Here is a 21,670-nt window from a genome sequence, read left to right as displayed (position 1 = left end):
CCGACCGCCCGGCACCCTGATGCCCGATGCACAGGCGCCCCCGACCCGGCCTCACCTTCCCGCGCCCGGCCTCGCCTCCCGCGCCCGGCCTCACCTCGCCTCGCGGAGACGGGGTAGTGCCCCGGCCGAGACATGGGGCTGTCCCGGCCGAGGCGGGGTCGCGCCTCGGCCGAGACGGGGTAGGCCCAGCGGAGACAGGGGCCGGGCCTCGGCCGAGACGCAGGTCGTCCTGGCTAGGCCGGCTTGCCGCTGGCCGTCACCACACCCTTGGACGTGATGTAGACCCGCTGCCAGTACGCGCGGCTAGCGCTGGCGTTGCCGATCCCGAGACGGGCCTTGAAGTTGCCGCCGGCGCTCATCCAGGGCTTGCCGTTCCTGGCGTATCCGCACCAGCTCCACTTGACGTCGTAGGTGCCCTGGTCGTCGCAATTGACCCGGTGCTGGTAGACCTTCTTGCCGTTGTAGGTGAAGGCGGCGTTCGTCCAGGCGGCGAGGAACTTGCACCGCCACCCGCCGAGGCCGCCGACCTTGGGCTTCTTCTCGCCCCAGCACCAGCGCAGCTTCACGCTCTTGGTCTTCCAGGCCGCGGCCGTGAGCTCGGAGGACGGCACTCCCGCCGCCCGCAGGTCCGCGCGGGTGGCCGGTCGCTCGGCGCCCTCCTGGACCAGCGGCGTCACGGTCGTGTTCGCGATCCCGGTGTGAACCGCGTGACCCGCGGTCCCCGCGTGGGCCGCGGTCCCGGCGACGCCAAGGGTCAGCATCGCGGTCATCGCGGTCCCCACCGCCCCCATGATGAGACGCTGTTCGTTCACATGAACCCCCTGTTCGAGTGCGCGGTCCCCTTCAGGACCGCGCATTCAGAGAACAGGGAGCCCGTCTCCCGGCCGTACCCGCCGCATACCGCCGACGTCTCGGGAGCGTCTCGGCCTGCGTCTCCACCGCAGGCCACAGCGATGCAGAAGATCGAGTGAAGTGAAGGACGGCCGCCACCCGGACGAGGAGCACAGCCCTGCGAGGCTCTGCCGGGGGTCACGGCTCCGCCGGGAGTGCATGATCCCGCCCGACCGTTCTCCGGGTCCGTGTCCGGAAACGAGAAAACCGCCCCCGATGATCTTCGGGAGCGGTCTCTGACCTGCGGAGCCCCTTTACGGAATCGAACCGTAGACCTTCTCCTTACCATGGAGACGCTCTGCCGACTGAGCTAAAGGGGCCTGTGTCGTTCGCGCAGGAAAACCATACAGGGTTCGGGGCCCGGGTGCGAAATCGTTTGAGGCACCGGCCGCAGGGACGCTCCGCCGCTGGTCAGCGCACGAGATCACGCGATCACCGGCCACCGGATCCGGCGGCACCGCGGACGGCCGCGAGCCCGCCGGCGCGGTCCGGCGCCCCCCGCTAGAAGCGCACCAGGACGGCGGTGGCGTCGTCGTACGGCTTGCCCCGCTCGACGTCGACGGCCCCGGACGCCTCCGCGACCCTCGTCCGCCGGACGAGCTCCCTCGGCCCTTCCTCCTCCAGGACCCGGAGCAGCCCGTCCCAGCTCAGGACACCGAACACCTCTACCAGCCTGGACGCCCCGTCGCTCAGCACCGCCGCCCTCCTCAGCCCCTCGACCGGGACCTCACCCGTCAGGCCCTCATATGCGGCCTCCGGTTTTGAACCCGCCACCCAGAACCCGCCGGGGCTGTTCCGGTACCTCCGCACGGACTCCACGGTGTACTCCGGCAGCCGGTCCACCCGATCGTCCCGGAAGACGACGATCTCCCCCATGTCCATCACGATCGGCGAATCGGCCAGGACGAACCATTCCACCGCGTTGTCCCGCCGACGTAGCAGCGACACGGTCGCCGACGGGGTGTCCGGACTCTCCAGGTCGCACGTCCCGGCGTGCGCCTCCCCGGCCACCTTGATCGCCTCGGCGACCAGATCCGGCAGCGGCTCGCCGTCCTCCAGCGCCATCAGCGCCGCGATCTGCCCGCCGATCCGCCGCACCAGCCAGGCCGGGCCATGACGGCACCCGCTGTCGGCGTCCGGCGGCGCCGTCACGCCGTCCAGCAGCACGACCCACCCGGGCCCCGCCGCGACGAAATCCTCGTTGGTCCGCCCGGGCGTCGGTTCACTCACATAACTCATCTGCACGAGTGCAGGTCTACCCGCAAAGCCACTTTCTCCGGCCCCACCGCACCGAATGCTCACCCTCCGTCCCGGCCGGGGCGGGTCCGCGCACCCTCAGGACCACCGCCCGTGGGCGGCGATGAGCTCGTCCGGACGATCGGCGAAGAAGCGGATGACCCGCGCGTCGGCCCGCTGCCCCAGCGGACGCACGACGGTGATCGGCTCCTTCAGCTCGACCACCACGTTCGTCTGCGCCGAGACCGCCACCGACAGCCTCCCGTCCTCCACCCGGACCAGGCCGCTCTCGCTGTAGTTGCGGACGAGCCGCACCGAGGCGATCCGGTCCCGCGGGACGCGCAGGTCGAAGAAGGCGCCGTACCGGATGCGCATTTCCTTGTCCGACAGCACATGCGGCCGTGTCACGCATGCCGCGATGACCGCGAGCACGACGAGCACCGAGTACACGTCCACCGCCAGGACGATCTTGCGCACCGTCCCTGGAGCCCCGACCCCTCGGAGCAGGATCTCGGTGACCACCGCCTCCAGCGCCATCACGAAGAGAAAGGCCAGGTGCATGGACGTCTGCGCCCCCGAGTAGGGGGCGTCGATCGCGCCTGGCGGAACCCCGTGCCGACGGCGCGCGGCGAACAGGACGAGACTGACCAAGCCCTTGGTGTCGAATCCCAGAACGCGGCGCACTCTCACGGGCACGAGTTCATCCACACTCGCCCGAAATGCAGGCCACCTGCGCGAACCGTCCCGGCGCCGATCCGCATAAAGCCGTCCCAGCACCACCAGTTCCAGAAGGAGGACGGCGGTGACCACGGCCTCGCCCACCACGCCGACGGCCCGGGGCAGCGAGATCCCCGACGCCACGAGGACGACCAGCACCGCCTCGCCCGGAAGCAACGCGAACAACGCGACACGCGCGACCCTCAGCACACCCTCTCCCTCAGCAGTTCCACGACCCGGCTGAAAACGGCGCCCTGCGCCGGAGTCATATCGTCGATCCAGCGCACGTCCTCTCCTCGATCCGCGACCAGTGTGGCCAATTCGTCCGGAATGAGGGCCGCGATCGCCTCCGCCGTGTCCCCGACACGCGGATCGTCCGGCCCGGCGCCGGCGAGCCCGTCCAGCCGCGCGTAGACCTCCCGCACCCGCGCCGCCGTCTCCGGCTCGGTGAACGGCCGCAGCATTTCGGCGAAACGCCCCCGCTCCTCCGGCCCGGCCGCCGTATCGACCAGCGCCAAAAGCCCGCGATCCACTTCGGCGAACCCCGCCCCGCGCGGCAGTTCCCGCAGCACATCCGCCATTTCCGGCGAGACGGCCGAGTCAGGCCCCAGATCCGTCTCCGCGAGCAGCCCCGCGAGCCGCGCCCTCTGGACGGCGAGCGCCTCCTGCCGCCGCGCCAGGTCCGCGTCCAGCTCGCCCAGCACCTCTCGCAGCTCCCGTCCGCGATCATCGTTCAGGACGTCCCGGACCTCGTCCAGCGAGAGCCCCAGCTCCACCAGCCGCCGAGCCCGCGCGAGCAGCACCGCGTCCCGCACCCGGTAGTCCCGGTAGCCGTTGGCGAGCCGCGCCGGCTCGGGCAGCAACCCGAGATGGTGGTAGTGGCGGACGGTCCGGGACGAGACCCCGACCAGCGCGGCGACCTCCCCGATCTTCATACCCCCATTACAAACCCCGCCGCAGCGTCAAGGTCAAGCCCCCGGCCGTCGCACGTCGCTCTCCGGCGCGGAAATCGCATGGGTCACGACCTTCCAATTCCCCTGATCCGATCATGGCCATTTCAGGTCTCGGACCGGTGGACGGGAAAGGCGGCGAACGCGAAGCCCGCCTGTACCATCGCCAAGGAGTCGCCGGAATGAAGCGCTGCGGCCAGAACGAGAAAATCACGTGATCGAAAGTCGCGAAGGCCGTCCGAGACGTCGGAAAAGAGGCGAGAGATGTCCGCTTCCCGAAGGACCGTCCTCCTGAGCGGCCTGGCCCTCGCGGCCGGCACCGCGGCCATGCCCGCGTCCGCCGCGCCCATCGGCCCGCGGACCGGCCCCCTTCCACCCCTGCTCCGCTCCCGCGCGGAGCTGGCGTCCCGCGGCGCCCGGGAACCCGGCGCCGCCCCGACCGCGCTTCCCATCCAGGCCGACGGCACGACCTACCAGATGGCACAGGCCCTGGCCTGGCTCGACACGGGCCACTTCGCCGTGGGCCGCTGGGACGGCAGCATGAGCGTCTTCGCCTACAACCCGTCGGCGGTGTCCGGCCCGACCATCGACGTGGCCGTGAACAGCCCGTCCGACCAGGGCGTGCAGATGGTCGCGGCGGTGGGCGGCCACCTGCTCGCCTCGTCCAACGACGACCGCTCGTTCATCCTGTGGAAGGGCTTCCGCGACTGGGCCTCCCTGCGCCCCAAGAAGATCGGCTTCGACCCGGCCCTCGGCGTGGCCACCAGCGGCAAGACCGTCACCGTCGCAGGCCAGAAGATCCTCTGCGTGGGCCACACCACCGGCCGACTGACCCTGTGGACGGTGGCGAACGGAACGGCCACGCTCCGCACGACCCTCGACCTGAGGAACCCCGCGCCGGTGAACCCGTGGAACCTTCACGACATCCGCGCCATCGAGCCCTTCGGCGACACCACGGTCATCACCGGCTCCGAGGACGGCTACCTCTGCGCGATCGACGTCCGGTCCGGGAAGATCCTCTCCCAGACCGTCTTCAACTCCGACGCCCAGCGCGGGATCAACGACCTCGACGTCCGAGACGACCAGCTGCTGGTCGTGAACTGCTCCGTCGGCTCGAAGGACCGCAACCTGTGGCTCTACTCCCTCGACCGGACCACGGGCCGGCCGACCCTGAAGACGAGCACCAACCTCCTCGTCGACGACCGCCGCCCCCAGGCGTTCGCCTTCAGCGTCGTCTGGGCCGCCTACCCGCAGGGCCCGTGCTGGTTCGTCTCCACAGAAGAGGGCGCCCTGTGGATGGGCACGCCGGACCTCAAAGTCCTCGGATACCAGCAGGTGACCGCCCCCCTAGGCTCAGCCCTAGGCTGGACGACGAACCCCGGCCGTCTGGCCCTGGTCTCCCACGACCTCTACGAATTCACCACCGGCGTCTGACCCGCCCCGCCGAACCCGCCTCCTCAAGCTCGCGACGGCAGACGGCAACAAAGGCCCTCCCCTCACCCACGTCGACGGGCAGGCCCGAAAAATAGAAGCCCCCCAACCGTCGGCTGATCTGCACGGCCGCCCTGGAGACGGCCCTGGCAGCCCGTCCCGCCTCGTCCGATCCGACGATCTGCACCCTGGCACGCGCACCCTTGGACGCGACGACGACCGCACTCGCCTCGTCGATCATCTTCCGCGCCTCATCGCCCCCGGGCACGCCTTGGGAGAAACGCAGAAGGGCCAAATGCAGAAGACGGGTGTCTTCGTGAGCGATGCGAAGGAAGTCGGCATAGGCGTCGGTGCGGTCCCTGCGAAGAGCCATCCACCGTTCATGGCCCAGCCGGCGCTCGTCCGTTCGCCTGCTCAAAAGCCCAGTAAGGGACGCTCCGCCGAGCGCCGCGATGAGGGTGGACCCCGCCGTGATCAAATTCGTCCACGGAAAAGACACTTCTCACCCACCAAAGAATCCACCCTCGCACCAAACCCCCGAACTCCGACTCACGGCTCAGACTCCAATTCGGACTCCTGGGCCGGTAAATGAGGATCGCTACCCAAAAGCTCCCTCAGCGTCTCATCCCGCGGTTTGATGCCTTGCAGGATCATGACATGCACCAGCTGCATCCTCATCACCCGTTCACGCTCGGCCGGGGTCGCGGCCCGATGGAACCATCGTCTGCTGGTGGCCCGGACGCCCTTGGACTGGATCACCTCCGGCCTGTTCACGATCTCGGCGATCGAGATGGCGGCGATGACGGCGAGGCACGCCAGGACCAGCACCGCGGACAGGAGGCCGGCGACCCCATTGGCATGATGACCGGAGCGGATGACGGTGACACTCCCGAAGGCGGTCGCACCGCATCCCGTGAAGGCGGCAAGGCCCGCCGCCATCGATGGCCTGCGCATCGCACTATCACCATCCGAAACGGTGATCGGGTATATACCGGGAACGGGCACGGGACGGTATCGCCAAAAGACGCCGACCACGCTCTCAAGGCTTAGAGATCAGGGACCCGAGAAATGCCAGAGACGCCCGATCGAACAGTTCGATCGAGTCGATCGCTGATCGGAGACGGCCACCACGCCAACGCCGCCGAACCGACCACCCGGCGACGCTGAAGCACCCCCACAGGAGAATTAGATGATCACCATCTCCATCTCCTTGATCGTTGAAGTTTCCGGCACGATATCCGGCCATGATGCGCTCACGCAACCGCTTGCGCAACCGCTTGCGTGGTAACATGTCGCTACCCTTCACTAGGAGGCCAGTGGTGGCCACGATGGCCGATGTCGCCCGCAAGGCCGGCGTTTCCATATCGACCGTCTCCCACGTGATCAACGGAACCAGATTCGTCGCCGACGCGACTCGCGATCGCGTTTTACAGGCAATCAGGCAGACCGGCTATTCCCACAACACACTGGCCCGATCACTGGCGACCGCGAGCACCAATTCGATCGGCATCGCCATCTCCGCGATCTCGAACTTCTACTTCGCGAACATCGTCACCCAGATCGAGACCAACCTACGTGAAGCGGGCTACACCCTCCTGCTCACGGAAACACACGAAGACCCGGACCTCGAACTCGAAGTGGTCCAGGCCCTCCACCAGCGCCGCGTCGACGGGCTCCTCCTGGCCCCCACCACCGACCAGGACAACCGCGCGCTGAGCTACCTCCAGGATTTGGACGTCCCGACCGTCCTCGTCGACCGCTTCTCTCCGGACGACTTCGACCAGGTCGGCACCGAGAACATAGAAGCGACGGCCCACCTGGTCGAACACATCTCCGGACACGGCCACAAGGCGATCGGGATGATCTCCGGTGTTCCAGGCGTACGTACCACAGAAGAACGCCTGCAAGGCTATTACCAGGGGCTCGAACGCAGCGGCATCCCCGCCGACCCCGAACTGGTGGCGATCGGATACTCGAACGCCGAAGGCGCCGAGCGAGCCGTCCGCGACCTCCTGACCCGGAAGAACAGTCCCACCGCTTTGGTCGTGGGCAACAACCACATGACGATCGGCACGTTCCGCGCACTACGCTCTCTCGGCGTGGAAGTACCCCGCGACCTCGCGGTCGTCTGCTACGACGACTTCGAGTGGGCCGACCTGTTCCACCCCCGTCTCACAACGATGGCTCAGCCGATCCCCGGAATCGCGAACGAGTGCGTACGGCTCCTCCTGACCCGAATAAGAGACCAGAACAAGCCCACGCGCCGGATCTGCCTACCCCCCGAATTCATGCTGCGAGAGTCCTGTGGCTGCACATCGAACTGACCCGGATAAGGAGCCGTCGATGCAGGCGAAAGTACTGGTCATAGGCGAGAGCGTCGCCGACGCGGTCATCTCGGATGACAGATCGTCCGGCGACAAGACGGTCATGACCGTCATCGCCGGCGGAGGCCCGGCGAACACCGCGGCCACCCTCTCCAGCCTGGGAACCCCAACCCGCTTCGGAGGAAGACTCGGCCAAGGCCCCCTGGGCGCACTGCTCTACCGCCGACTCCAGGAATCAAATCTCGACCTGAGCGCAAGCGTCCAAGTCCAAGACCCCGTCTCTCTGGCCATCTCATCCCTGACCCCCGACGGTCAGCCGACCTACGGCTTCTACACCGAAGGCACCGCCGACTGGCTCTGGACACAGAAGGAACTCGCGGCGATCCCTACCAACGACGTCTGCTGCCTGCACACAGGATCCCTCGGCCTAGCCATGAGGCCAGGCGGCCCCCTCATCGAGGACCTCGCCGCGTCCCTGCGCCCGAACGTCACGATCTCGATCGACCCCAACGTCCGCCCGACCCTCGTCCCCATCGACGAGTACCAACACCGAATAGACCGCTGGTGCCAACTAGCGGACATCATCCGCCTCAGCGACGAAGACCTCGCACACATAGCGCCAGACACCCCAGAGAAAACAGTCTTCGAGCGCTGGCACTCGCTAGGGGTAAGCCTGATAGTGACAACCAGAGGCAAGAACGGCGCCTCCATATCCCTGAACGGCGAAACCGCAACCGTCCCCGGCGTCTCCGTAGACGTCGTAGACACAGTCGGCGCAGGTGACTCCTTCGCCGCGGGCCTGCTGCACTGGCTATGGCGCCACGATCACCTAGGCGGCCGCCTACACAAACTCACCCTCGACGACGCCCTAAAGGCAGCCACCCTCGCAACACACGTAGGCGCCCTGGCCTGCACCACAACCGGCCCAAGCGCAGCCCACCCCTCAGACCTCCCCCCAGAAGCCCACCAACTCCTAAGCACCTAAAGAACGCCTGACGGGATGGACTCCACGACTGGAACCCGCCCCACAGCCGCTTCAATGCTCCACAATGCCTAGGGCACACTGATCAAAGAGACGGAGCCTCTTCACACCCAGCAGGACCGCCGTCCCGCCGTGACGGGACTCGGCACCGACCTTCGTCCTCCGCGGCTCTCGTCGGCGTCGTGGTCGTCGTCTTCCCCGAAGCGCACGGGCGATCTCGAAGCAGCCACGTCGCTCCAGCGTCAGCCCCCACAGCAGGACACGCGTACGGCTCGCCTCTGCGGGGTTCCCTAGCTGAGCATGGAACGGCGCCGGACGGACGGCTGTTCTCCAGTGGGCGCGGTGGGCCGCTCTCCGAGGGCGTATACGGGCAGGTCTTGTAGTTCGCCCGCGCCACGGTGCTCACCCCCACAAAGGTGGCCTCTCCCCTGGCCGGACGGTCGTACGACGTCAGCCGCAGCGGCGTCGCGCAACCCCTCAACGCCAGCGTTCCGGCGCCTGAGGTCGCCCGCCGCGCTGGGCACGGCGTCGACGGTCGCATTGACAACGCTCTCAAGGACGACGGCTAGGGAGGCAAGGGCTGCAAAGCCTGTCTCGTGACCGTCCTGCGAACGCCCGGGGATCACCGGTAGGAGCCGGACTTACCGGGAAGCAACTCGAACAGCCCCTGGCAGCGTTGTAGCTGGTCAGGGGCCGTTCTGGGTGGTGTGGCGGGTGCAGGGTTCGAACCTGCGTAGGCTAAGCCGACGGATTTACAGTCCCACCGCCAAACCGTCCTAATCTGCTGTTTCTCTCCTTCGCTAACGAATGTCGGCAGGCATTCGGCAAGCCGGTGTTTCGCCGTATGTGTCTGATACTCCGACAACCCGCCGTTACTGGTCCGGAGTGCTCGTTCGCGCGAACGGCGAGCAAGGTGTGACAGGCGGTTTCGCGCGAATGAGTGCTCCGGCTCGCGGGGGTCCAGGGGGCCGCGAGGCCCTTTGGTTCGGGCTCGCTGAGTCTGCCTGGCCGTCTCCGCGTCACTTCTTCGCTGCGGGCTATGGGCGTTGCTGTGTCTTCGTCGCTTTGTCGGGATCGTGCACGCCTGGGTGGTGCGTTCGTGTGTGCGGTGTCTGATTGTCCGATGGCCGTGGTCCGGCCGTGTTAGGCCATCGCCGGTTGTGTTGGTGTGGTTTCGGTGCGCTGCTCTTGGTTGCCGGTGATGCTGGGGTCATGAGTCGTGGGGGTCGTGGGCGGGTGTTCTGGCTTTGGCTGCTGCTGGTGGTGTGTGGGGTGGTGGCGGGGGTGGTGCCGCTGTTGCCCAAGTCGTGGCCGGTGGTGGTGCAGGCGCTGCTGGGTGTGCTGGCGGCGGTCGCTGCCGGGGCGGCGGGCACGTACGTCACTGACTTGATCGCTGTCCGCCGTAGGTCCGTCGAGGTTCGGCGGGCGGAGGTGGCGGAGCCGGGGGCGCGGCGGGCTGCTTTGGCGGCGACGGGTGAGAGGGCGGCGGCTGATCAGAGTGTGGCGGGGTTGCTGCGGCCTGAGCGTGCGGTGGTGGATTTCGTCGGCCGGGAGGAGAGGAACTGGAGTTGTTGCGGGAGTGGTGTGCTGATGAGGGGGCGTGTCCGGTGTGGCTGGTGACGGGTCGGGGTGGGGTGGGCAAGACGCGGCTGGGGCGGGAGTTGGCGAAGGGTCTGGCGCTTGAGGGGTGGGAGTGGGAGCTGGTGGGGGTGGGGGGTGAGGTTGCGGCGGTGGAGGCGGCCGGCCGGGTGAGGCGGCGGGTGTTGCTGCTGGTCGATTATGCCGAGACCCGTTCGGGGCTGGCGGCGATGCTGGCCGGGGTGGCGGCGCGTGAGGCGGCCGGGGACGCTGGGGGGTTACGGGTGCTGCTGCTGGCCCGGCAGGCCGGGGAGTGGTGGGCGAAGCTGGGTGCTGAGCCGGATGTGGTGCGGGCGTTGGTGGCGCGGGCGCGGGTGCTGGAGCTGGCGGCGGCACTGGATGATCGGCGGGGTGATGTTGAGGTGATCGAGGGGGCGTTGCCGTTTTATGCGGCGGCGCTGGGGCGGCCGGTGCCGCGGGTGGGGTTTGAGGTGGATGGGGGGGTGCGGTTGCCGGTGCTGGTGTTGCATGCGGCGGCGTTGGTGGCGGTGCTGGATGCCGAGCGGGGCGGTAGCGGGGGGCGGGCGGCGGCGGATCTGGGGGTGCTGGACCGGTTGCTGGGGCATGAGCGGCGGTTGTGGGAGAAGACGGCCCGGCGGGTAGGGCTGGGGGTTGGGCTGGCGGTACTGGAGCAGGTGGTGGCGGCGGTGGTGCTGCTGGGTGCTGAGGAGGGCGGGGAGGCTGCGGTCCGGGAGGTGATCCGGCGGGTTCCGGATGTCGCGGGGGCGGATGAGGAGCGGGTGGGGGCGCTGGCGCGGTGGCTGCGGCAGCTGTATCCGGGGGCTGGCGGGTGGGTGGAGGTGCTGCGGCCGGACCTGGTGGCTGAGCGGCATGCCGCTAACCAGCTTGGTGAGCATGAGTTGTTGCGGCGGGCGTGTTTCACGGGTGTGGAGTTGCCGGGGGCGGTTCGGGCGTTGACGGTGCTGACGCGTGCCTGTGCTCATCATGATCGTGCTGCTGTGCTGCTGGAGCAGGTGTTGCGGTGTGACCTGATGGGGTTGGCGGATGCGGCGATCGTGGTGGCTGTTCAGACCGGTACCCGGCTGGGTGATCTGCTGGCCGGTGTGCTGGAGGATGTCCCGGCCGGGGTGGAGGATCTTGAACACATCGCCCGGCGGATTCCTTTTCCCACGGTGGCGCTGGCTGCTGCTGATGCGGTGGCCACTCGCCGGGTGCGGGAGCTCTTGCCTGCTGATGCCGATCCTGCGGATATCGCTCGTTGGAGCGGGCAGCTCGCGGTTGTTCTGGGGCAGGTGGGGCGGCGGGAGGAGGCGCTGGAGGCGGTCACCGAGGCGGTGGAGGTCTACCGGACGCTGGCCGAGGCCCGGCCCGATGCCTTCCTGCCCGACCTGGCCACGTCGCTGAACAACCAGTCCGGGTGCCTGTCGGATCTGGGGCGGCGGGAGGAGGCGCTGGAGGCCATCACCGAGGCGGTGGAGGTGTACCGGACGCTGGCCGAGGCGCGGCCCGATGCCTTCCTGCCCGACCTGGCCATGTCGCTGAACAACCAGTCCAACCGCCTGTCGGATCTGGGGCGGCGGGAGGAGGCGCTGGAGGCCGTCACCGAGGCGGTGGAGATTCGCCGGACGCTGGCCGAGGCGCGGCCCGATGCCTTCCTGCCCGACCTGGCCGCGGCGCTGAACAACCAGTCCAACCACCTGTCGGGTCTGGGGCGGCGGGAGGAGGCGCTGGAGGCGATCATCGAGGCGGTGGGGGTGTACCGGGCGCTGGCCGAGGCGCGGCCTGATGCCTTCCTTCCCGACCTGGCCGCGACGCTGAACAACCAGTCCAACCACCTGTCGGATCTGGGGCGGCGGGAGGAGGGGCTGGAGGCGATCATCGAGGCGGTGGAGATTCGCCGGACGCTGGCCGAGGCCCGGCCCGATGCCTTCCTGCCCAACCTGGCCATGTCGCTGAACAACCAGTCCAACCGCCTGTCGGATCTGGGGCGGCGGGAGGAGGCGCTGGAGGCCATCACCGAGGCGGTGGAGATTCGCCGGACGCTGGCCGAGGCCCGGCCCGATGCCTTCCTGCCCAACCTGGCCACGGCGCTGAACAACCAGTCCAACCACCTGTCGGATCTGGGGCGGCGGGAGGAGGCGCTGGAGGCCATCACCGAGGCGGTGGAGATTCGCCGGACGCTGGCCGAGGCGCGGCCTGATGCCTTCCTGCCCGACCTGGCCACGGCGCTGAACAACCAGTCCGGGTGCCTGTCGGATCTGGGGCGGCGGGAGGAGGCGCTGGAAACCATCACCGAGGCGGTGGAGGTGTACCGGGCGCTGGCCGAGGCGCGGCCTGATGCCTTCCTTCCCGACCTGGCCATGTCGCTGAACACCCAGTCCGGGTGCCTGTCGGGTCTGGGGCGGCGGGAGGAGGCGCTGGAGGCGATCATCGAGGCGGTGGGGGTGTACCGGGCGCTGGCCGAGGCGCGGCCTGATGCCTTCCTGCCCGGCCTGGCCGGGTCGCTGAACAATCAGTCCAACCGCCTGTCGGATCTGGGGCGGCGGGAGGAGGCGCTGGAGGCGATCATCGAGGCGGTGGGGGTGTACCGGGCGCTGGCCGAGGCGCGGCCTGATGCCTTCCTGCCCGATCTGGCCAGAAGCCTCGTTGTGCTGGGTGGGGTATTGGTTGATCTCGATCGAGTCGAGGAAGGAACGCGGTTCCTTGTTGAGGGACTTGCGGTTTCTTTAGAGCGTGATCTAACGGAACTCGTAGGTGCCTGTGTCGCATATCTCCAGCGAGCGCATGCGCAGGACGCCAGCGCGGTGACTGCGGTCTGGCGCCAGCTTACGGGTGAGGGACTCCCTGAGTGGTTTGAGTGATCTCAATCTGGAACGAGGCCGGTCGTCTGGGGCGGGACCGGCCCGGAGAGGCCGCATGCCCGCCCCAGACGACCGGCCGGCGGCCGCGTAGCGGGCGCCTTTAAAGACGTGAAGAAATTGCTCATCCGGCGCTGGGGTCCTACGGCGTGCTGGTGTTGGAGCGTGTGGCTGTGGGTGGTCTTCGCGGGTGGTAGAACGCTCGGTTATGGGTGAGGAGCGGTTGCGGGAGATCGGTGGGGAGTTGCGGCGCCTGCGGAGGGCGGCGGGGCTGTCCGGGGTGGGGCTGGCTGCGCGGGCTGGGGTGCCTCAGCCGACGGTGTCTCGGGTGGAGACAGGGCGGCGGGTGTCGGATCCGGAAGTCGTGGCGCGGCTGTTCGGGGCGTTGGAGTTGGACCCTGCCGAGGTTGAGCGGTTGGTCTCGGTGGTGCGTGAAGCGTACGCGGGGACGGCTGCTCGTCGGGTTGATGCTGGGGTGTCGTTTCGTCCCGGAGCCGGTGTGGAGCTGGCGAGGGGGGCGGGTGTGCTTCGGGTGTTCTCGGCGTCGGTGATGCCTCGGCTGTTGTGGACGGGTGAGTTCGCCGTGGCGGCGGGGTTGGGATCGGAGGACGAGGCTGCGGCGTGGTCCTCGGTGCTGGACGATGAGGGGCGGCGCGTGATCGTCGTCCTGACGGAGGGTGCGTTGCGGACTTGGCCGGGGTCGGGGGATTCCGTTGCCGGTCAGTTCGCGCGTTTGCTTGAGGTGTCGGCGCGTGAGGACGTGCGGGTGGGGATCCTGCCTGGGCTTGCCGGTGCTCGGGTACCGCTGCATGGGTTCGTCGTATGCGACCAGGCGGCTGTCCATGTGGAGACGTTCACGCGTGAGTTGACCTTGACCGACGCCGGTGAGGTGCGGGACTACCTGGCGATCTTCGAGGAGTTCGAGCAGGCGGCCGTGTTCGGTGATGAAGCCCGGGTTCTGATCGAGCGGGCCGGGCGTGATCTGCGGAACGCTCTCAGTTCTATTCACTGAACGTATTGAATAGACCCCTAGACTTGCCGTACGCTGCGTGTCTCTCAGGGCGTATAGCCCCCTAGACGCGGGTGGTGATCGACGTGACGCGCTGGTCTCGTCTGTTCGCGGGCCAACCTCAATCGATCGGCGACGCCAGGGCTTTCGCTCGGGCGCTTGTGGTCGATCGTGCTCCCGATGATCTGGTGCGAACGGTTGAGCTGGTCGTCAGTGAGTTGTGCACGAACGCTGTAGAGCACACGGCGAGTGGTGAGGACGGCGGTGAGTTCGTTCTCGAACTAGAGGTGCAATGCGGGCATGTGCGAGTGGGCGTGCTCGACATGGGGGCGCAGACTCGTCCGGCCGTCAGCGATCAAGCGAGCGGTTCGGACGTCATATCCGGGCGCGGGCTGTTCATCGTGGAAGCGGTCTCCAAGGCGTGGGGTAGCGAGCCGATCCGGGTCGGACGGCGGGTCTGGGCGGACGTCGTCGGTATGCCGGTGTGAGCGGGCCACCGATACCGCGTAGGCGACGGCGGCTGCGCGCTGTCAGTTCCTCGACCGGTGATGAGCTTTCCGGCACAGTGTCTAGGGTCCTAGACTCGCTGGCACAGGTCGGAGGGGGTGTCATGCCAGGCGAGTTGGAGCGCATCGCGCAGATCGACGACCCGCATGAGCTGCTGCGCGTCGCCACTGAGCGTCTGGCGGAGGCTCAGCAGGAAGTGACGGAGCTGGCGCGGTTGCGGCGGCGGCTGATTCAGGAGCTGCACGCGCAAGGCTTGTCGTACGCGCAGATCGCGCATGCGGCGGGGCTGAGCCGCGGGCGTATCCATCAAATCCGGCACACCGGGCCGGCACCGGAGGGTGCGTTCCTCGGGGCGGGTGAGGTGACGGTGGTCACCCCCCTGCGTCCCGACCCTGCCAGTGACCGGACGTACGTGGCTCTGGACGACTTGAAGACGGGGCAACGGCTGGGAGACCTGGCACGGACGTTCGACCTGACCGTCAACACTGATCATGTAGGCCTGGACGGGGGCATCGATCTCAACCGGGCGGGCCTGCTGGTGATCTGCGGCCCCCGGATGTCGCCTGCGATGCATGAGGCGTACGGCAAGGATCCCGTCCTGGAGTGGGAACGGGACGAGGCCGGATGGCTGTTGCGCGACACCCGCACCGGCGCCGAGCACAGGTCGGGCCAGGAGGACGCCCCTCCCCGGCTGTACGACGTCGGTTACCTCGGTCGGCTCCCCCGGCCGGACGGCAACGGCAGTTTCCTCGCCATCGCGGGTATCCACCCTGAAGGTTCGTTGGGTGTGGTGCACCTGCTGACCACGGATATCGGAAGTCTGTGGGGGCAAGTCGGCAACGACCGGTTCTCGGTCGTGGTCGGTACCGAGTACAGCGCGGACACCCACGAGCCGGTGCGGACAGAGCTGCTGACACCGATCTACCGGCATGACGAGGCGGCAACCTGACGAGGGACCCATGCGCGTACAGATCGCCAGCGAACCCGGGCGGCCGGGTCGGGCGAACGAGGACTTCGCTGCGGCGGCCCCTGGGCTCTGTCTGGTCATCGACGGGGCGGGCGCTCCGGCGGACGTGGGGACGGGGTGTGTCCATTCTGTCGCCTGGTACGCGCGCCAACTGGGTGGGCTGCTCCTGGCGGCTGCGGCTGATGTCGGCTTGGGCTTGGGCGAGGCGCTCGCAGTCGGTATCGAGCGGGTCAATGCCATGCATGCCTGGACATGCGATCTGAGGCATCCGGGATCGCCGTCGGCGACTGTCGCGCTGGCGCGGGTGAACGGCGAACGGCTCGAACATCTGGTGCTCTCGGACGCCGTGCTCGTCCTCGATCGGGTCGACCAGGCGCCAGCGGTCGTCACGGATGACCGCCTTGCCGAGGTGATCACACGGCTGGACGAGCCCGGCCGATTGCCCGCGGTGGGCAGTGACGAGCACACCCGACGACTGCGGGATCGGGTCGAGCGGCTCGCGGCCTACCGCAACCAGCCCGGCGGGTTCTGGGTGGCCAGCACAAAACCCGAAGCGGCCAGGGAAGCGCTCGTGGGATCGACTCCCCTGGTTGAACTGAACGGCGTTGCGCTGCTCAGCGATGGCGCCAGCCGGTTGGCCGACCGCTTCGGCCTGCTGGGCTGGCCGGAGTTGCTCGCCGTGCTCCGCAAGGGCGGACCGGCCGAACTCATCGCCCGTACACGTGAGGCGGAGGCATCCGATCCTGTCGGAGCCCGCTGGCCACGTGGCAAGGCGTCCGATGATGCAAGCGCGGTCTGGTGGACGACTTCGGACTGAGTCCAGAAGTTCTGCATACCCCCCTAGACAGTCGATGGCCGATCGCCTACCTTGGTTGTGTACCCCTCTAGACAGTCGCTCGCAGGATGCGAACGATCCAACTGTCTAGGGGGATCGACAGTGGAGGTTTTTCGTGCGCAACATCCCGGTGGACGTGTCGGCGCTGACGTTCGTATGTGTCTCGGCGCCCCGTCCCAAGCTCGTCAGTCAGGAGACCGGAGAGGTCAAGACCGATCGGGACGGCAACACCGTGTTCACGGTGGGGCTGTCGGCGGCCGACGCGTTGGGGCGGGTGGAGCTGCTGAACGTGTCGGTGCCGAGTGACCAGGAGGTGGCGATCGGTCAGATCGTGGCGCCGGTCGGTCTGGTGGCGTTTCCGTGGGAGCAGGTCGTCAGCGGTCAGAAGCGGTGGGGCATCGCCTACCGCGCGGCGCGGGTCGACGTGGCGGGTCCGGTCGCGGTGCCGGATGCTCCGGGCTCGTCGTCCGCTGCGGCGGGCGTGGCCTGATCGGCGGCCCGGTCATGACCGACTTCGTTGTGGTGCTCGGCGTCCTGGCCGCTGCGGCGGCCGGGCTCTGGGCCTGGCGCCGGTTCCACCCGGTGTCGTTCTGGTACGGCGCCACCTTCCCGGCCCGGGCAGTGCTGGTGTACCTGACGTGGCATCACGTCGCGTCGGGCTGCAGGCTGACCCGCAACCGGCGCCGGTACCGCCTCACCCTGGACACCGTCCCGGTGCTGGGGCCCGCGGCTCGCAACGCCGCGACCGTTGTCGAGCAGAAGCGGCGGGTACGGCGGGTCGACGTCGAACGCGCTCCCCGGCTGGGTCTGCTCCGCCCGACCCGGCTTGGCTGGCGGATGCGGCTGCGCCTGCACGACGGCCAGGTCCCGGCCGACTACGAGAAGGCGGCCGAGGGGATCGCGCACGCCTGGTGCGTGCACTCGGTGCGGGTGGTCGATGTGCGGCCGGGGTTTGTGACGTTGTGGGCGACCATGCGGGACCCGCTCACCGAGGTGAGGCTGTCACCGGCGCCGGTGGAGCTGCTGCGGGTGCGGCCGGGGAAGCTGGAGAACGGGCACGACTGGGTGATGGACTTCCGGACCGTGCCGCACTGGCTGAACGCGGGGGCGACGCAGTCGGGCAAGTCCAACCTCGCGAACGCGATCATCCGGGGTCTGGCGCCGCAACCGGTCGCGCTGGTCGGGTTCGACCTCAAGGGCGGGGTGGAGTTCACCCCGTATGCGCCCCGGTTGTCGGCGCTGGCCACCACCCGCACAGAGTCCGTCGACCTGCTCTCCGATCTGGTGGGTGAGGTGGAGAACCGGATGGCGGTGTGCCGCGCGCACGGTGCCCGCAACATCTGGACGCTGCCGGAGGGGCTGCGGCCGGTGCCGGTCGTGGTCTTGGTGGACGAGGTCGCCGAGCTGTTCCTGATGGCCGACAAGTCAGAGAAGGACGAGGTGTCCAAGACCGCTACCGCGCTGTTGCGGGTGGCGCAGCTGGGCCGGGCGTTCGCGGTCCACCTGGTCGTGTGCGGTCAGCGCATCGGGTCCGATCTGGGGCCTGGTGTCACGGCGCTGCGGGCGCAGTTGTCGGGGCGGGTGTGCCACCGGGTGAACGATCCGGAGACGGCGAACATGACGCTGGGCGACCTGGACCCGGCCGCGCTGGACGCCGCCCGCGCCATCCCGGCCGAGACACCCGGGGTGTGCATCGTCGCCGGGCAAGACGGCGCGTGGCACCGCGCCCGCTCGGTCTACGTCCCCGAGCCTGAGGCCGAACAGGCGGCTCGTGAGTACGCGCACCTGAACCCGGACTGGGCGGGTCTCGTCGGCTCGGTCCCGGCCGTCCGTCCGGCCGCCTGACCGGCTTCGTTCCTCTCCACCTCTGCGGCTCGGTGTGAGCCCTGATCACGCCACGTCCCTACCCGACCCATGCCCGAAACCGCCTCTGGAGGCTGCCCGGTGACTGCTCACGCGAACGTCCCTCGTCCCCGTCCTCGCCCCCGATTCATCGTCGTTTCGTCCCCGCGTTCGTCCCCGTCCTCGGGCTCGCCTCGCTCGTCCTCGGTGTCGTCCTGGGAGGTGTGGCCGGTCGGGGTCGAGTGGGACGAATTCCGCTCCCTGCACATCGCCCGCTGCCAGTGCTGCGCCGAGTCGTTCACCTCGTCCCGCTCGGGCGAGGCCGACGGGTGGGCCGACACCCACCGCTGTGACCCGGAGCTGGCCGCGCTGCTCGCTCTGGTCACCGATCGGCGGGCGGCATGACTCGCCGCGTCCTGGGGGCGGTGGCCGACTCCGCTCCGGTCGTCGTCCTGGCGGGCATCGCGGCGGCCGGGTCGTTCACCCACATCCGCGACACCGCCACCGACCACGGCCAACACGGCTGGATGGCCTGGGCCATTGCCGTGTGCGTCGACCTGACCTGTGTCATGGCCGCCGGAGAACGCCAGCGCGACAAGCTCACCAGGCGGGACACGAGTCGGCTGTCATGGCCGACGCTGGTCCTGGTCGGCGGAATCCTGCTCTCCCTGGCCGCGAACCTGGCGCAGGCCGACCGGTCGGTGTGGGGCTGGATCACCGCAGGAACACCGGCGGGCGCCTTCCTGGTCGCGGTCTCCATGCTAGAGCGCAGGAAGGGCGGCAAGCCCGCCGGGCTTGCGGACTCCTCCGCCTCGGCTGTCTTGGCCGTCCCGGACTCCTTCGGCCATCCGTCCCCGTCCTCGCCCGGCTCGCCGGTCGTCCCGTCCGCGTCCTCGTCTCCGTGGGTCGTCTGGGACACCGATCGCTCGGAGTCCCCCACCGCTTCGTCTGTGTCCGGTCAGAGCAGCGATGCGGGCGAGGACTCCCGGGACGGTCAGACCTCCATCCCCGTCCCCGTCGACCCGTCCGCCGTGACGCCGTCCTCCTCGTCCTCGCCAGCCTCGTCGTCGGGCGCGGCAGGCCCGCTGGTCGACTTCGCGCGGCGAGTCGCCGCCGATCACGAAGCCAAGCACGGACGGCCGATCACCCGTGACGCGCTGCGCGCCCGGCTCGGGGTCTCCGACCAGCTCGCCTCCGACCTGCTTCGTCAGCTCCGCACCCAAACAACCGCGCCCGTCGCCTGACCTTCTGGAGGAACCTGTCATGACCGCTCACACCGACCCGGCCGCCGACACGTCGTCGATCGTTCCCGGTGACCTGTTCGCCCGCCACCACACGATTGCCGGCCTGCGCGCGCTGGCTGACTTCCTGGAAGCCAACCCGGCCGTGCCGGTCAGGGAGTTCGGCGGGGACTACACACTCTTCACCCGTAGAGGGGACGACGCGGCGGCGGTCGCCATGGTCGATCGGGTCGCCGCGCTCTTGGGCGCCGAGATCACCGACGACCGGCCGCGCGGCGGTCACTACCTGGCGGAAAAGACCTTCGGTCGCATCACCTACGGAATCGTCCACGTCCCCGACCAGCGGCGACGCGAAAGCCTCGCCCGTGACAGCTACTTCCACAACATCGTTCTCGACACCGACCAGTACACCGGCGAACACGGCGGCGAGGACTCCGGGCTGGTGGCGTGATGTCCACCGACCGGCACCGAACACCATCGCATGGGTTCATCCCACTGGTCCGGCTGGGTCTCGGCCTCGGAGCGGGCTGGATGTGCGGGACGTGCGGCGGGGGCGGCGTCGCCTCCGATGGTTCCACCTGCCCCGACTGCCACGGTCACGGCCACACCACCTGAGGAGCTAGCCGGATGTTCTTCCGCCGCTGTGCCTTCGTCGCCTTCTGGATCGTCCTCGGCCTGTTCGTGATCCGCCAGCCCGAGAACGCCGCACAAGCCGTCCGCGCCCTCGTCGGGGGCCTGGCCCTGCTGGCTGACGCCCTTTCGCGCTTCGTCGCCGCGTTCTGAGTACGCCCCCGGCGCGGCCCGCAAAGCCGCCAAGCAAGCACACCGCGCCGGGGGCCTCGTCCCCACCAGCCACATGACCGGATAAGGGAGACCCGTCCATCGTGCCGCACTCTGCTCCGATCGTCAGTGACCTCGCTGCCCGTGACATGGCCGAGCGCTTCAACCGGCCGGACTTCAACCGCTGGGCTGCTCGCGCTCGCGCGACCGGCGGCTGTGCTCAACCGGTTCACATCCGCGGGCGGGTGGAGTACCGCGACCCGCTGACGGACGCCTTGCTGCACTCCTACTCCACCGCCGGTGAACCCGGCGGGGCGCTGCGGGTGGCGTGCAAGAGCCGCCGTGCGTCGCGCTGCCCGTCCTGCGCCGAGACCTACCGTGCCGACACCTACCAACTCGTCCGCGCGGGCCTGGTCGGCGGCAAAGGAGTCCCGGCGTCGGTGTCGGCGCATCCCGCCGCGTTCGTGACGCTCACCGCGCCCTCGTTCGGACCGGTGCACTCCCGCCGCACCGGGACCGGCGGCGCCGTCACCTCCTGCCACCCTCGCCGCAACGGCGGCACCTGCCCACATGGACGGCCCGTCTCCTGCACCCTCCGCCACTCGACGGACGATCCCCGCCTCGGCCAGCCGCTCTGCCCCGACTGTTTCGACTACCCGGGCGCGGTGCTGTGGAACGCTCACGCACCCGAACTGTGGCGCCGCTTCACCCTCGCCTTTCGCCGCTACATCGCCCGGTCAGCCGGTCTACGAGCCACCGAGATGCGCGAGGTCCTCACGGTCTCCTTCGCGAAGGTGGCCGAGTACCAACGGCGCGGCTTGGTGCACTTCCACGCCGTCATCCGACTCGACGGACCGGCCGGCCCCGACGCGCCCCCGCCCGGCTGGGCCACCCTCGACCTACTCAAAGCGGCCGTGGACCATGCGGCGGGCGCGGTAACCGTCAACACCCCGGCGGCTGGCGGGGTCCCGGCGAAGACCCATACCTGGGGCGTCCAGATCGATGTCCGACCTATCACCGCGACCGGGGAGCTGACCGACACCGCCGTCGCGGGCTACATCGCCAAGTACGCGACCAAAGCGGCCGAATGCGTCGGCACCCTGGATCGGCGCATCCGCGCCACTGATGACTTGGCCGACCTACCGGTCAGCGGCCACGCCCGGCGGCTGATCGCCGAATGCCTCCGCCTGGCCGAGGTGGACGACTTCGCCAGTATGCGGCTGGCCGAATGGGCCCACATGCTCGGCTTCCGCGGCCACTTCTCCACCAAGTCCCGCCACTACTCCACCACCCTCGGACGCCTGCGCGCCGACCGCATCGAACACAACCGGCGCGAACACGCCGAGATCACGACCGGGCGACTGCCCTTCGACGATGACGCCGTCCTGGCGATCTCCCACTGGCGCTACCTCGGCCAAGGCATGACCCCCGGAGAAGCACTCCTCACAGCAGCCATCACCGGCAAACCACTCGCCCGCGTCGACCCGTCCGGCTCCTGACG

General features: G+C 68.9%; 22 protein-coding genes and 1 tRNA gene. 16 read left to right on the top strand and 7 right to left on the bottom strand.

Annotation, left to right across the window (positions count from 1 at the left end; genetic code table 11):
* Positions 1-233 precede the first annotated feature (233 nt).
* The 5 genes from AGRA3207_RS24240 to AGRA3207_RS24220 all read right to left on the bottom strand — a co-directional run bounded on the left by AGRA3207_RS24240 (position 234) and on the right by AGRA3207_RS24220 (position 3,779).
* Positions 234-812, bottom strand: coding sequence for a hypothetical protein (locus AGRA3207_RS24240; RefSeq protein ID WP_231329326.1), 579 nt, complete (start codon positions 810-812; stop codon positions 234-236).
* A gap of 326 nt (positions 813-1,138) precedes the next feature.
* A tRNA-Thr gene (locus tag AGRA3207_RS24235) sits at positions 1,139-1,211 on the bottom strand.
* A 181-nt stretch (positions 1,212-1,392) separates the two neighbouring features.
* Entirely contained in the window at positions 1,393-2,130 is a 738-nt protein-coding gene (locus AGRA3207_RS24230) for a protein phosphatase 2C domain-containing protein (RefSeq protein ID WP_231329325.1), read from the bottom strand.
* A gap of 96 nt (positions 2,131-2,226) precedes the next feature.
* On the bottom strand, positions 2,227-3,054 hold the full coding sequence (locus AGRA3207_RS24225) for a hypothetical protein (RefSeq protein ID WP_231329324.1): 828 nt from the start codon (positions 3,052-3,054) through the stop codon (positions 2,227-2,229).
* Positions 3,048-3,779, bottom strand: a complete 732-nt coding sequence (locus tag AGRA3207_RS24220; RefSeq protein ID WP_231329323.1) for a MerR family transcriptional regulator — start codon at positions 3,777-3,779, stop codon at positions 3,048-3,050. Before AGRA3207_RS24220 ends, AGRA3207_RS24225 begins: the two co-directional genes overlap by 7 nt.
* A 279-nt stretch (positions 3,780-4,058) precedes the next feature.
* On the opposite strand from AGRA3207_RS24220, the gene AGRA3207_RS24215 reads away from it, so the two are divergent.
* A complete protein-coding gene (locus tag AGRA3207_RS24215) occupies positions 4,059-5,228 on the top strand; it encodes a WD40 repeat domain-containing protein (RefSeq protein WP_231329322.1) in 1,170 nt (389 codons plus the stop codon).
* Here AGRA3207_RS24215 and AGRA3207_RS24210 read toward each other — a convergent pair.
* Together AGRA3207_RS24210 and AGRA3207_RS24205 are read right to left on the bottom strand one after the other, a co-directional pair.
* Positions 5,212-5,598: a hypothetical protein gene (locus AGRA3207_RS24210; protein ID WP_231329321.1), complete on the bottom strand. Its 387-nt coding sequence runs from the start codon at positions 5,596-5,598 to the stop codon at positions 5,212-5,214. The two genes, AGRA3207_RS24215 and AGRA3207_RS24210, sit on opposite strands and share 17 nt — an antisense overlap.
* Positions 5,599-5,774: 176 nt before the next feature.
* Positions 5,775-6,260, bottom strand: coding sequence for a hypothetical protein (locus tag AGRA3207_RS24205; RefSeq protein ID WP_231329320.1), 486 nt, complete (start codon positions 6,258-6,260; stop codon positions 5,775-5,777).
* A gap of 293 nt (positions 6,261-6,553) precedes the next feature.
* Between AGRA3207_RS24205 and AGRA3207_RS24200 the strand changes: the two genes are divergently transcribed.
* The 15 genes from AGRA3207_RS24200 (at position 6,554) to AGRA3207_RS24130 (ending at position 21,668) form a co-directional block, all read left to right on the top strand.
* Complete coding sequence (locus AGRA3207_RS24200; RefSeq protein ID WP_231336371.1) at positions 6,554-7,549, top strand: LacI family DNA-binding transcriptional regulator; 996 nt, start codon at positions 6,554-6,556, stop codon at positions 7,547-7,549.
* A 19-nt stretch (positions 7,550-7,568) separates the two neighbouring features.
* On the top strand, positions 7,569-8,534 hold the full coding sequence (locus AGRA3207_RS24195; protein WP_231329319.1) for a carbohydrate kinase family protein: 966 nt from the start codon (positions 7,569-7,571) through the stop codon (positions 8,532-8,534).
* Between the two features lie 1,233 nt (positions 8,535-9,767).
* Positions 9,768-10,151, top strand: a complete 384-nt coding sequence (locus AGRA3207_RS24190; RefSeq protein WP_231329318.1) for a hypothetical protein — start codon at positions 9,768-9,770, stop codon at positions 10,149-10,151.
* A gap of 14 nt (positions 10,152-10,165) precedes the next feature.
* Positions 10,166-12,991 carry a tetratricopeptide repeat protein gene (locus tag AGRA3207_RS39900; protein ID WP_273699872.1) on the top strand — a complete coding sequence of 942 codons (2,826 nt, stop codon included), beginning with the start codon at positions 10,166-10,168 and terminating at the stop codon, positions 12,989-12,991.
* Positions 12,992-13,196: 205 nt separating this feature from the next.
* A complete protein-coding gene (locus AGRA3207_RS24180; RefSeq protein WP_231329317.1) occupies positions 13,197-14,000 on the top strand; it encodes a Scr1 family TA system antitoxin-like transcriptional regulator in 804 nt (267 codons plus the stop codon).
* Positions 14,001-14,074: 74 nt separating this feature from the next.
* Complete coding sequence (locus tag AGRA3207_RS24175; protein ID WP_231329316.1) at positions 14,075-14,485, top strand: ATP-binding protein; 411 nt, start codon at positions 14,075-14,077, stop codon at positions 14,483-14,485.
* 122 nt (positions 14,486-14,607) lie between these two features.
* Positions 14,608-15,453: a sigma-70 RNA polymerase sigma factor region 4 domain-containing protein gene (locus AGRA3207_RS24170; RefSeq protein WP_231329315.1), complete on the top strand. Its 846-nt coding sequence runs from the start codon at positions 14,608-14,610 to the stop codon at positions 15,451-15,453.
* A 10-nt stretch (positions 15,454-15,463) separates the two neighbouring features.
* Positions 15,464-16,288: a protein phosphatase 2C domain-containing protein gene (locus tag AGRA3207_RS24165; RefSeq protein ID WP_231329314.1), complete on the top strand. Its 825-nt coding sequence runs from the start codon at positions 15,464-15,466 to the stop codon at positions 16,286-16,288.
* 133 nt (positions 16,289-16,421) lie between these two features.
* The gene (locus tag AGRA3207_RS24160) at positions 16,422-16,796 is read left to right on the top strand and encodes an SCO3933 family regulatory protein (protein ID WP_231329313.1); all 375 of its coding nucleotides are present in this window, start codon (positions 16,422-16,424) and stop codon (positions 16,794-16,796) included.
* 14 nt (positions 16,797-16,810) lie between these two features.
* The gene (locus tag AGRA3207_RS24155; protein ID WP_231329312.1) at positions 16,811-18,151 is read left to right on the top strand and encodes an FtsK/SpoIIIE domain-containing protein; all 1,341 of its coding nucleotides are present in this window, start codon (positions 16,811-16,813) and stop codon (positions 18,149-18,151) included.
* Between the two features lie 204 nt (positions 18,152-18,355).
* Complete coding sequence (locus tag AGRA3207_RS24150; RefSeq protein ID WP_231329311.1) at positions 18,356-18,553, top strand: hypothetical protein; 198 nt, start codon at positions 18,356-18,358, stop codon at positions 18,551-18,553.
* On the top strand, positions 18,550-19,392 hold the full coding sequence (locus tag AGRA3207_RS24145) for a DUF2637 domain-containing protein (RefSeq protein WP_231329310.1): 843 nt from the start codon (positions 18,550-18,552) through the stop codon (positions 19,390-19,392). The genes AGRA3207_RS24150 and AGRA3207_RS24145 overlap by 4 nt, the downstream gene beginning before the upstream one ends.
* A gap of 19 nt (positions 19,393-19,411) precedes the next feature.
* A complete protein-coding gene (locus tag AGRA3207_RS24140) occupies positions 19,412-19,840 on the top strand; it encodes a hypothetical protein (RefSeq protein ID WP_231329309.1) in 429 nt (142 codons plus the stop codon).
* A gap of 176 nt (positions 19,841-20,016) precedes the next feature.
* The gene (locus tag AGRA3207_RS24135; RefSeq protein WP_231329308.1) at positions 20,017-20,172 is read left to right on the top strand and encodes a hypothetical protein; all 156 of its coding nucleotides are present in this window, start codon (positions 20,017-20,019) and stop codon (positions 20,170-20,172) included.
* A 101-nt stretch (positions 20,173-20,273) separates the two neighbouring features.
* Positions 20,274-21,668 (top strand): replication initiator, encoded by a 1,395-nt coding sequence (locus AGRA3207_RS24130; protein ID WP_338028216.1) that lies wholly within the window; start codon positions 20,274-20,276, stop codon positions 21,666-21,668.
* The last annotated feature ends 2 nt before the right edge of the window (positions 21,669-21,670 follow it).

It is taken from the genome of Actinomadura graeca (assembly GCF_019175365.1).
GTDB lineage: Bacteria > Actinomycetota > Actinomycetes > Streptosporangiales > Streptosporangiaceae > Spirillospora > Spirillospora graeca.
The sequence above is the reverse complement of the archived record's forward strand: the minus strand, read 5'-3'. Positions and strand labels throughout refer to the sequence as shown.

Excerpts from the sequence above, each read along its gene's own strand:
- AGRA3207_RS24210 (WP_231329321.1), bottom strand. The coding sequence starts at position 5,598 with ATGGCTCTTCGCAGGGACCGCACCGACGCCTATGCCGACTTCCTTCGC.
- AGRA3207_RS24200 (WP_231336371.1), top strand. The coding sequence starts at position 6,554 with ATGGCCGATGTCGCCCGCAAGGCCGGCGTTTCCATATCGACCGTCTCC.
- AGRA3207_RS24165 (WP_231329314.1), top strand. The coding sequence starts at position 15,464 with ATGCGCGTACAGATCGCCAGCGAACCCGGGCGGCCGGGTCGGGCGAAC.
- AGRA3207_RS24220 (WP_231329323.1), bottom strand. The coding sequence starts at position 3,779 with ATGAAGATCGGGGAGGTCGCCGCGCTGGTCGGGGTCTCGTCCCGGACC.
- AGRA3207_RS24180 (WP_231329317.1), top strand. The coding sequence starts at position 13,197 with ATGGGTGAGGAGCGGTTGCGGGAGATCGGTGGGGAGTTGCGGCGCCTG.
- AGRA3207_RS24215 (WP_231329322.1), top strand. The coding sequence starts at position 4,059 with ATGTCCGCTTCCCGAAGGACCGTCCTCCTGAGCGGCCTGGCCCTCGCG.
- AGRA3207_RS24230 (WP_231329325.1), bottom strand. The coding sequence starts at position 2,130 with ATGAGTTATGTGAGTGAACCGACGCCCGGGCGGACCAACGAGGATTTC.
- AGRA3207_RS24145 (WP_231329310.1), top strand. The coding sequence starts at position 18,550 with ATGACTCGCCGCGTCCTGGGGGCGGTGGCCGACTCCGCTCCGGTCGTC.
- AGRA3207_RS24155 (WP_231329312.1), top strand. The coding sequence starts at position 16,811 with ATGACCGACTTCGTTGTGGTGCTCGGCGTCCTGGCCGCTGCGGCGGCC.
- AGRA3207_RS24140 (WP_231329309.1), top strand. The coding sequence starts at position 19,412 with ATGACCGCTCACACCGACCCGGCCGCCGACACGTCGTCGATCGTTCCC.
- AGRA3207_RS24195 (WP_231329319.1), top strand. The coding sequence starts at position 7,569 with ATGCAGGCGAAAGTACTGGTCATAGGCGAGAGCGTCGCCGACGCGGTC.
- AGRA3207_RS24170 (WP_231329315.1), top strand. The coding sequence starts at position 14,608 with ATGCCAGGCGAGTTGGAGCGCATCGCGCAGATCGACGACCCGCATGAG.
- AGRA3207_RS24135 (WP_231329308.1), top strand. The coding sequence starts at position 20,017 with ATGTTCTTCCGCCGCTGTGCCTTCGTCGCCTTCTGGATCGTCCTCGGC.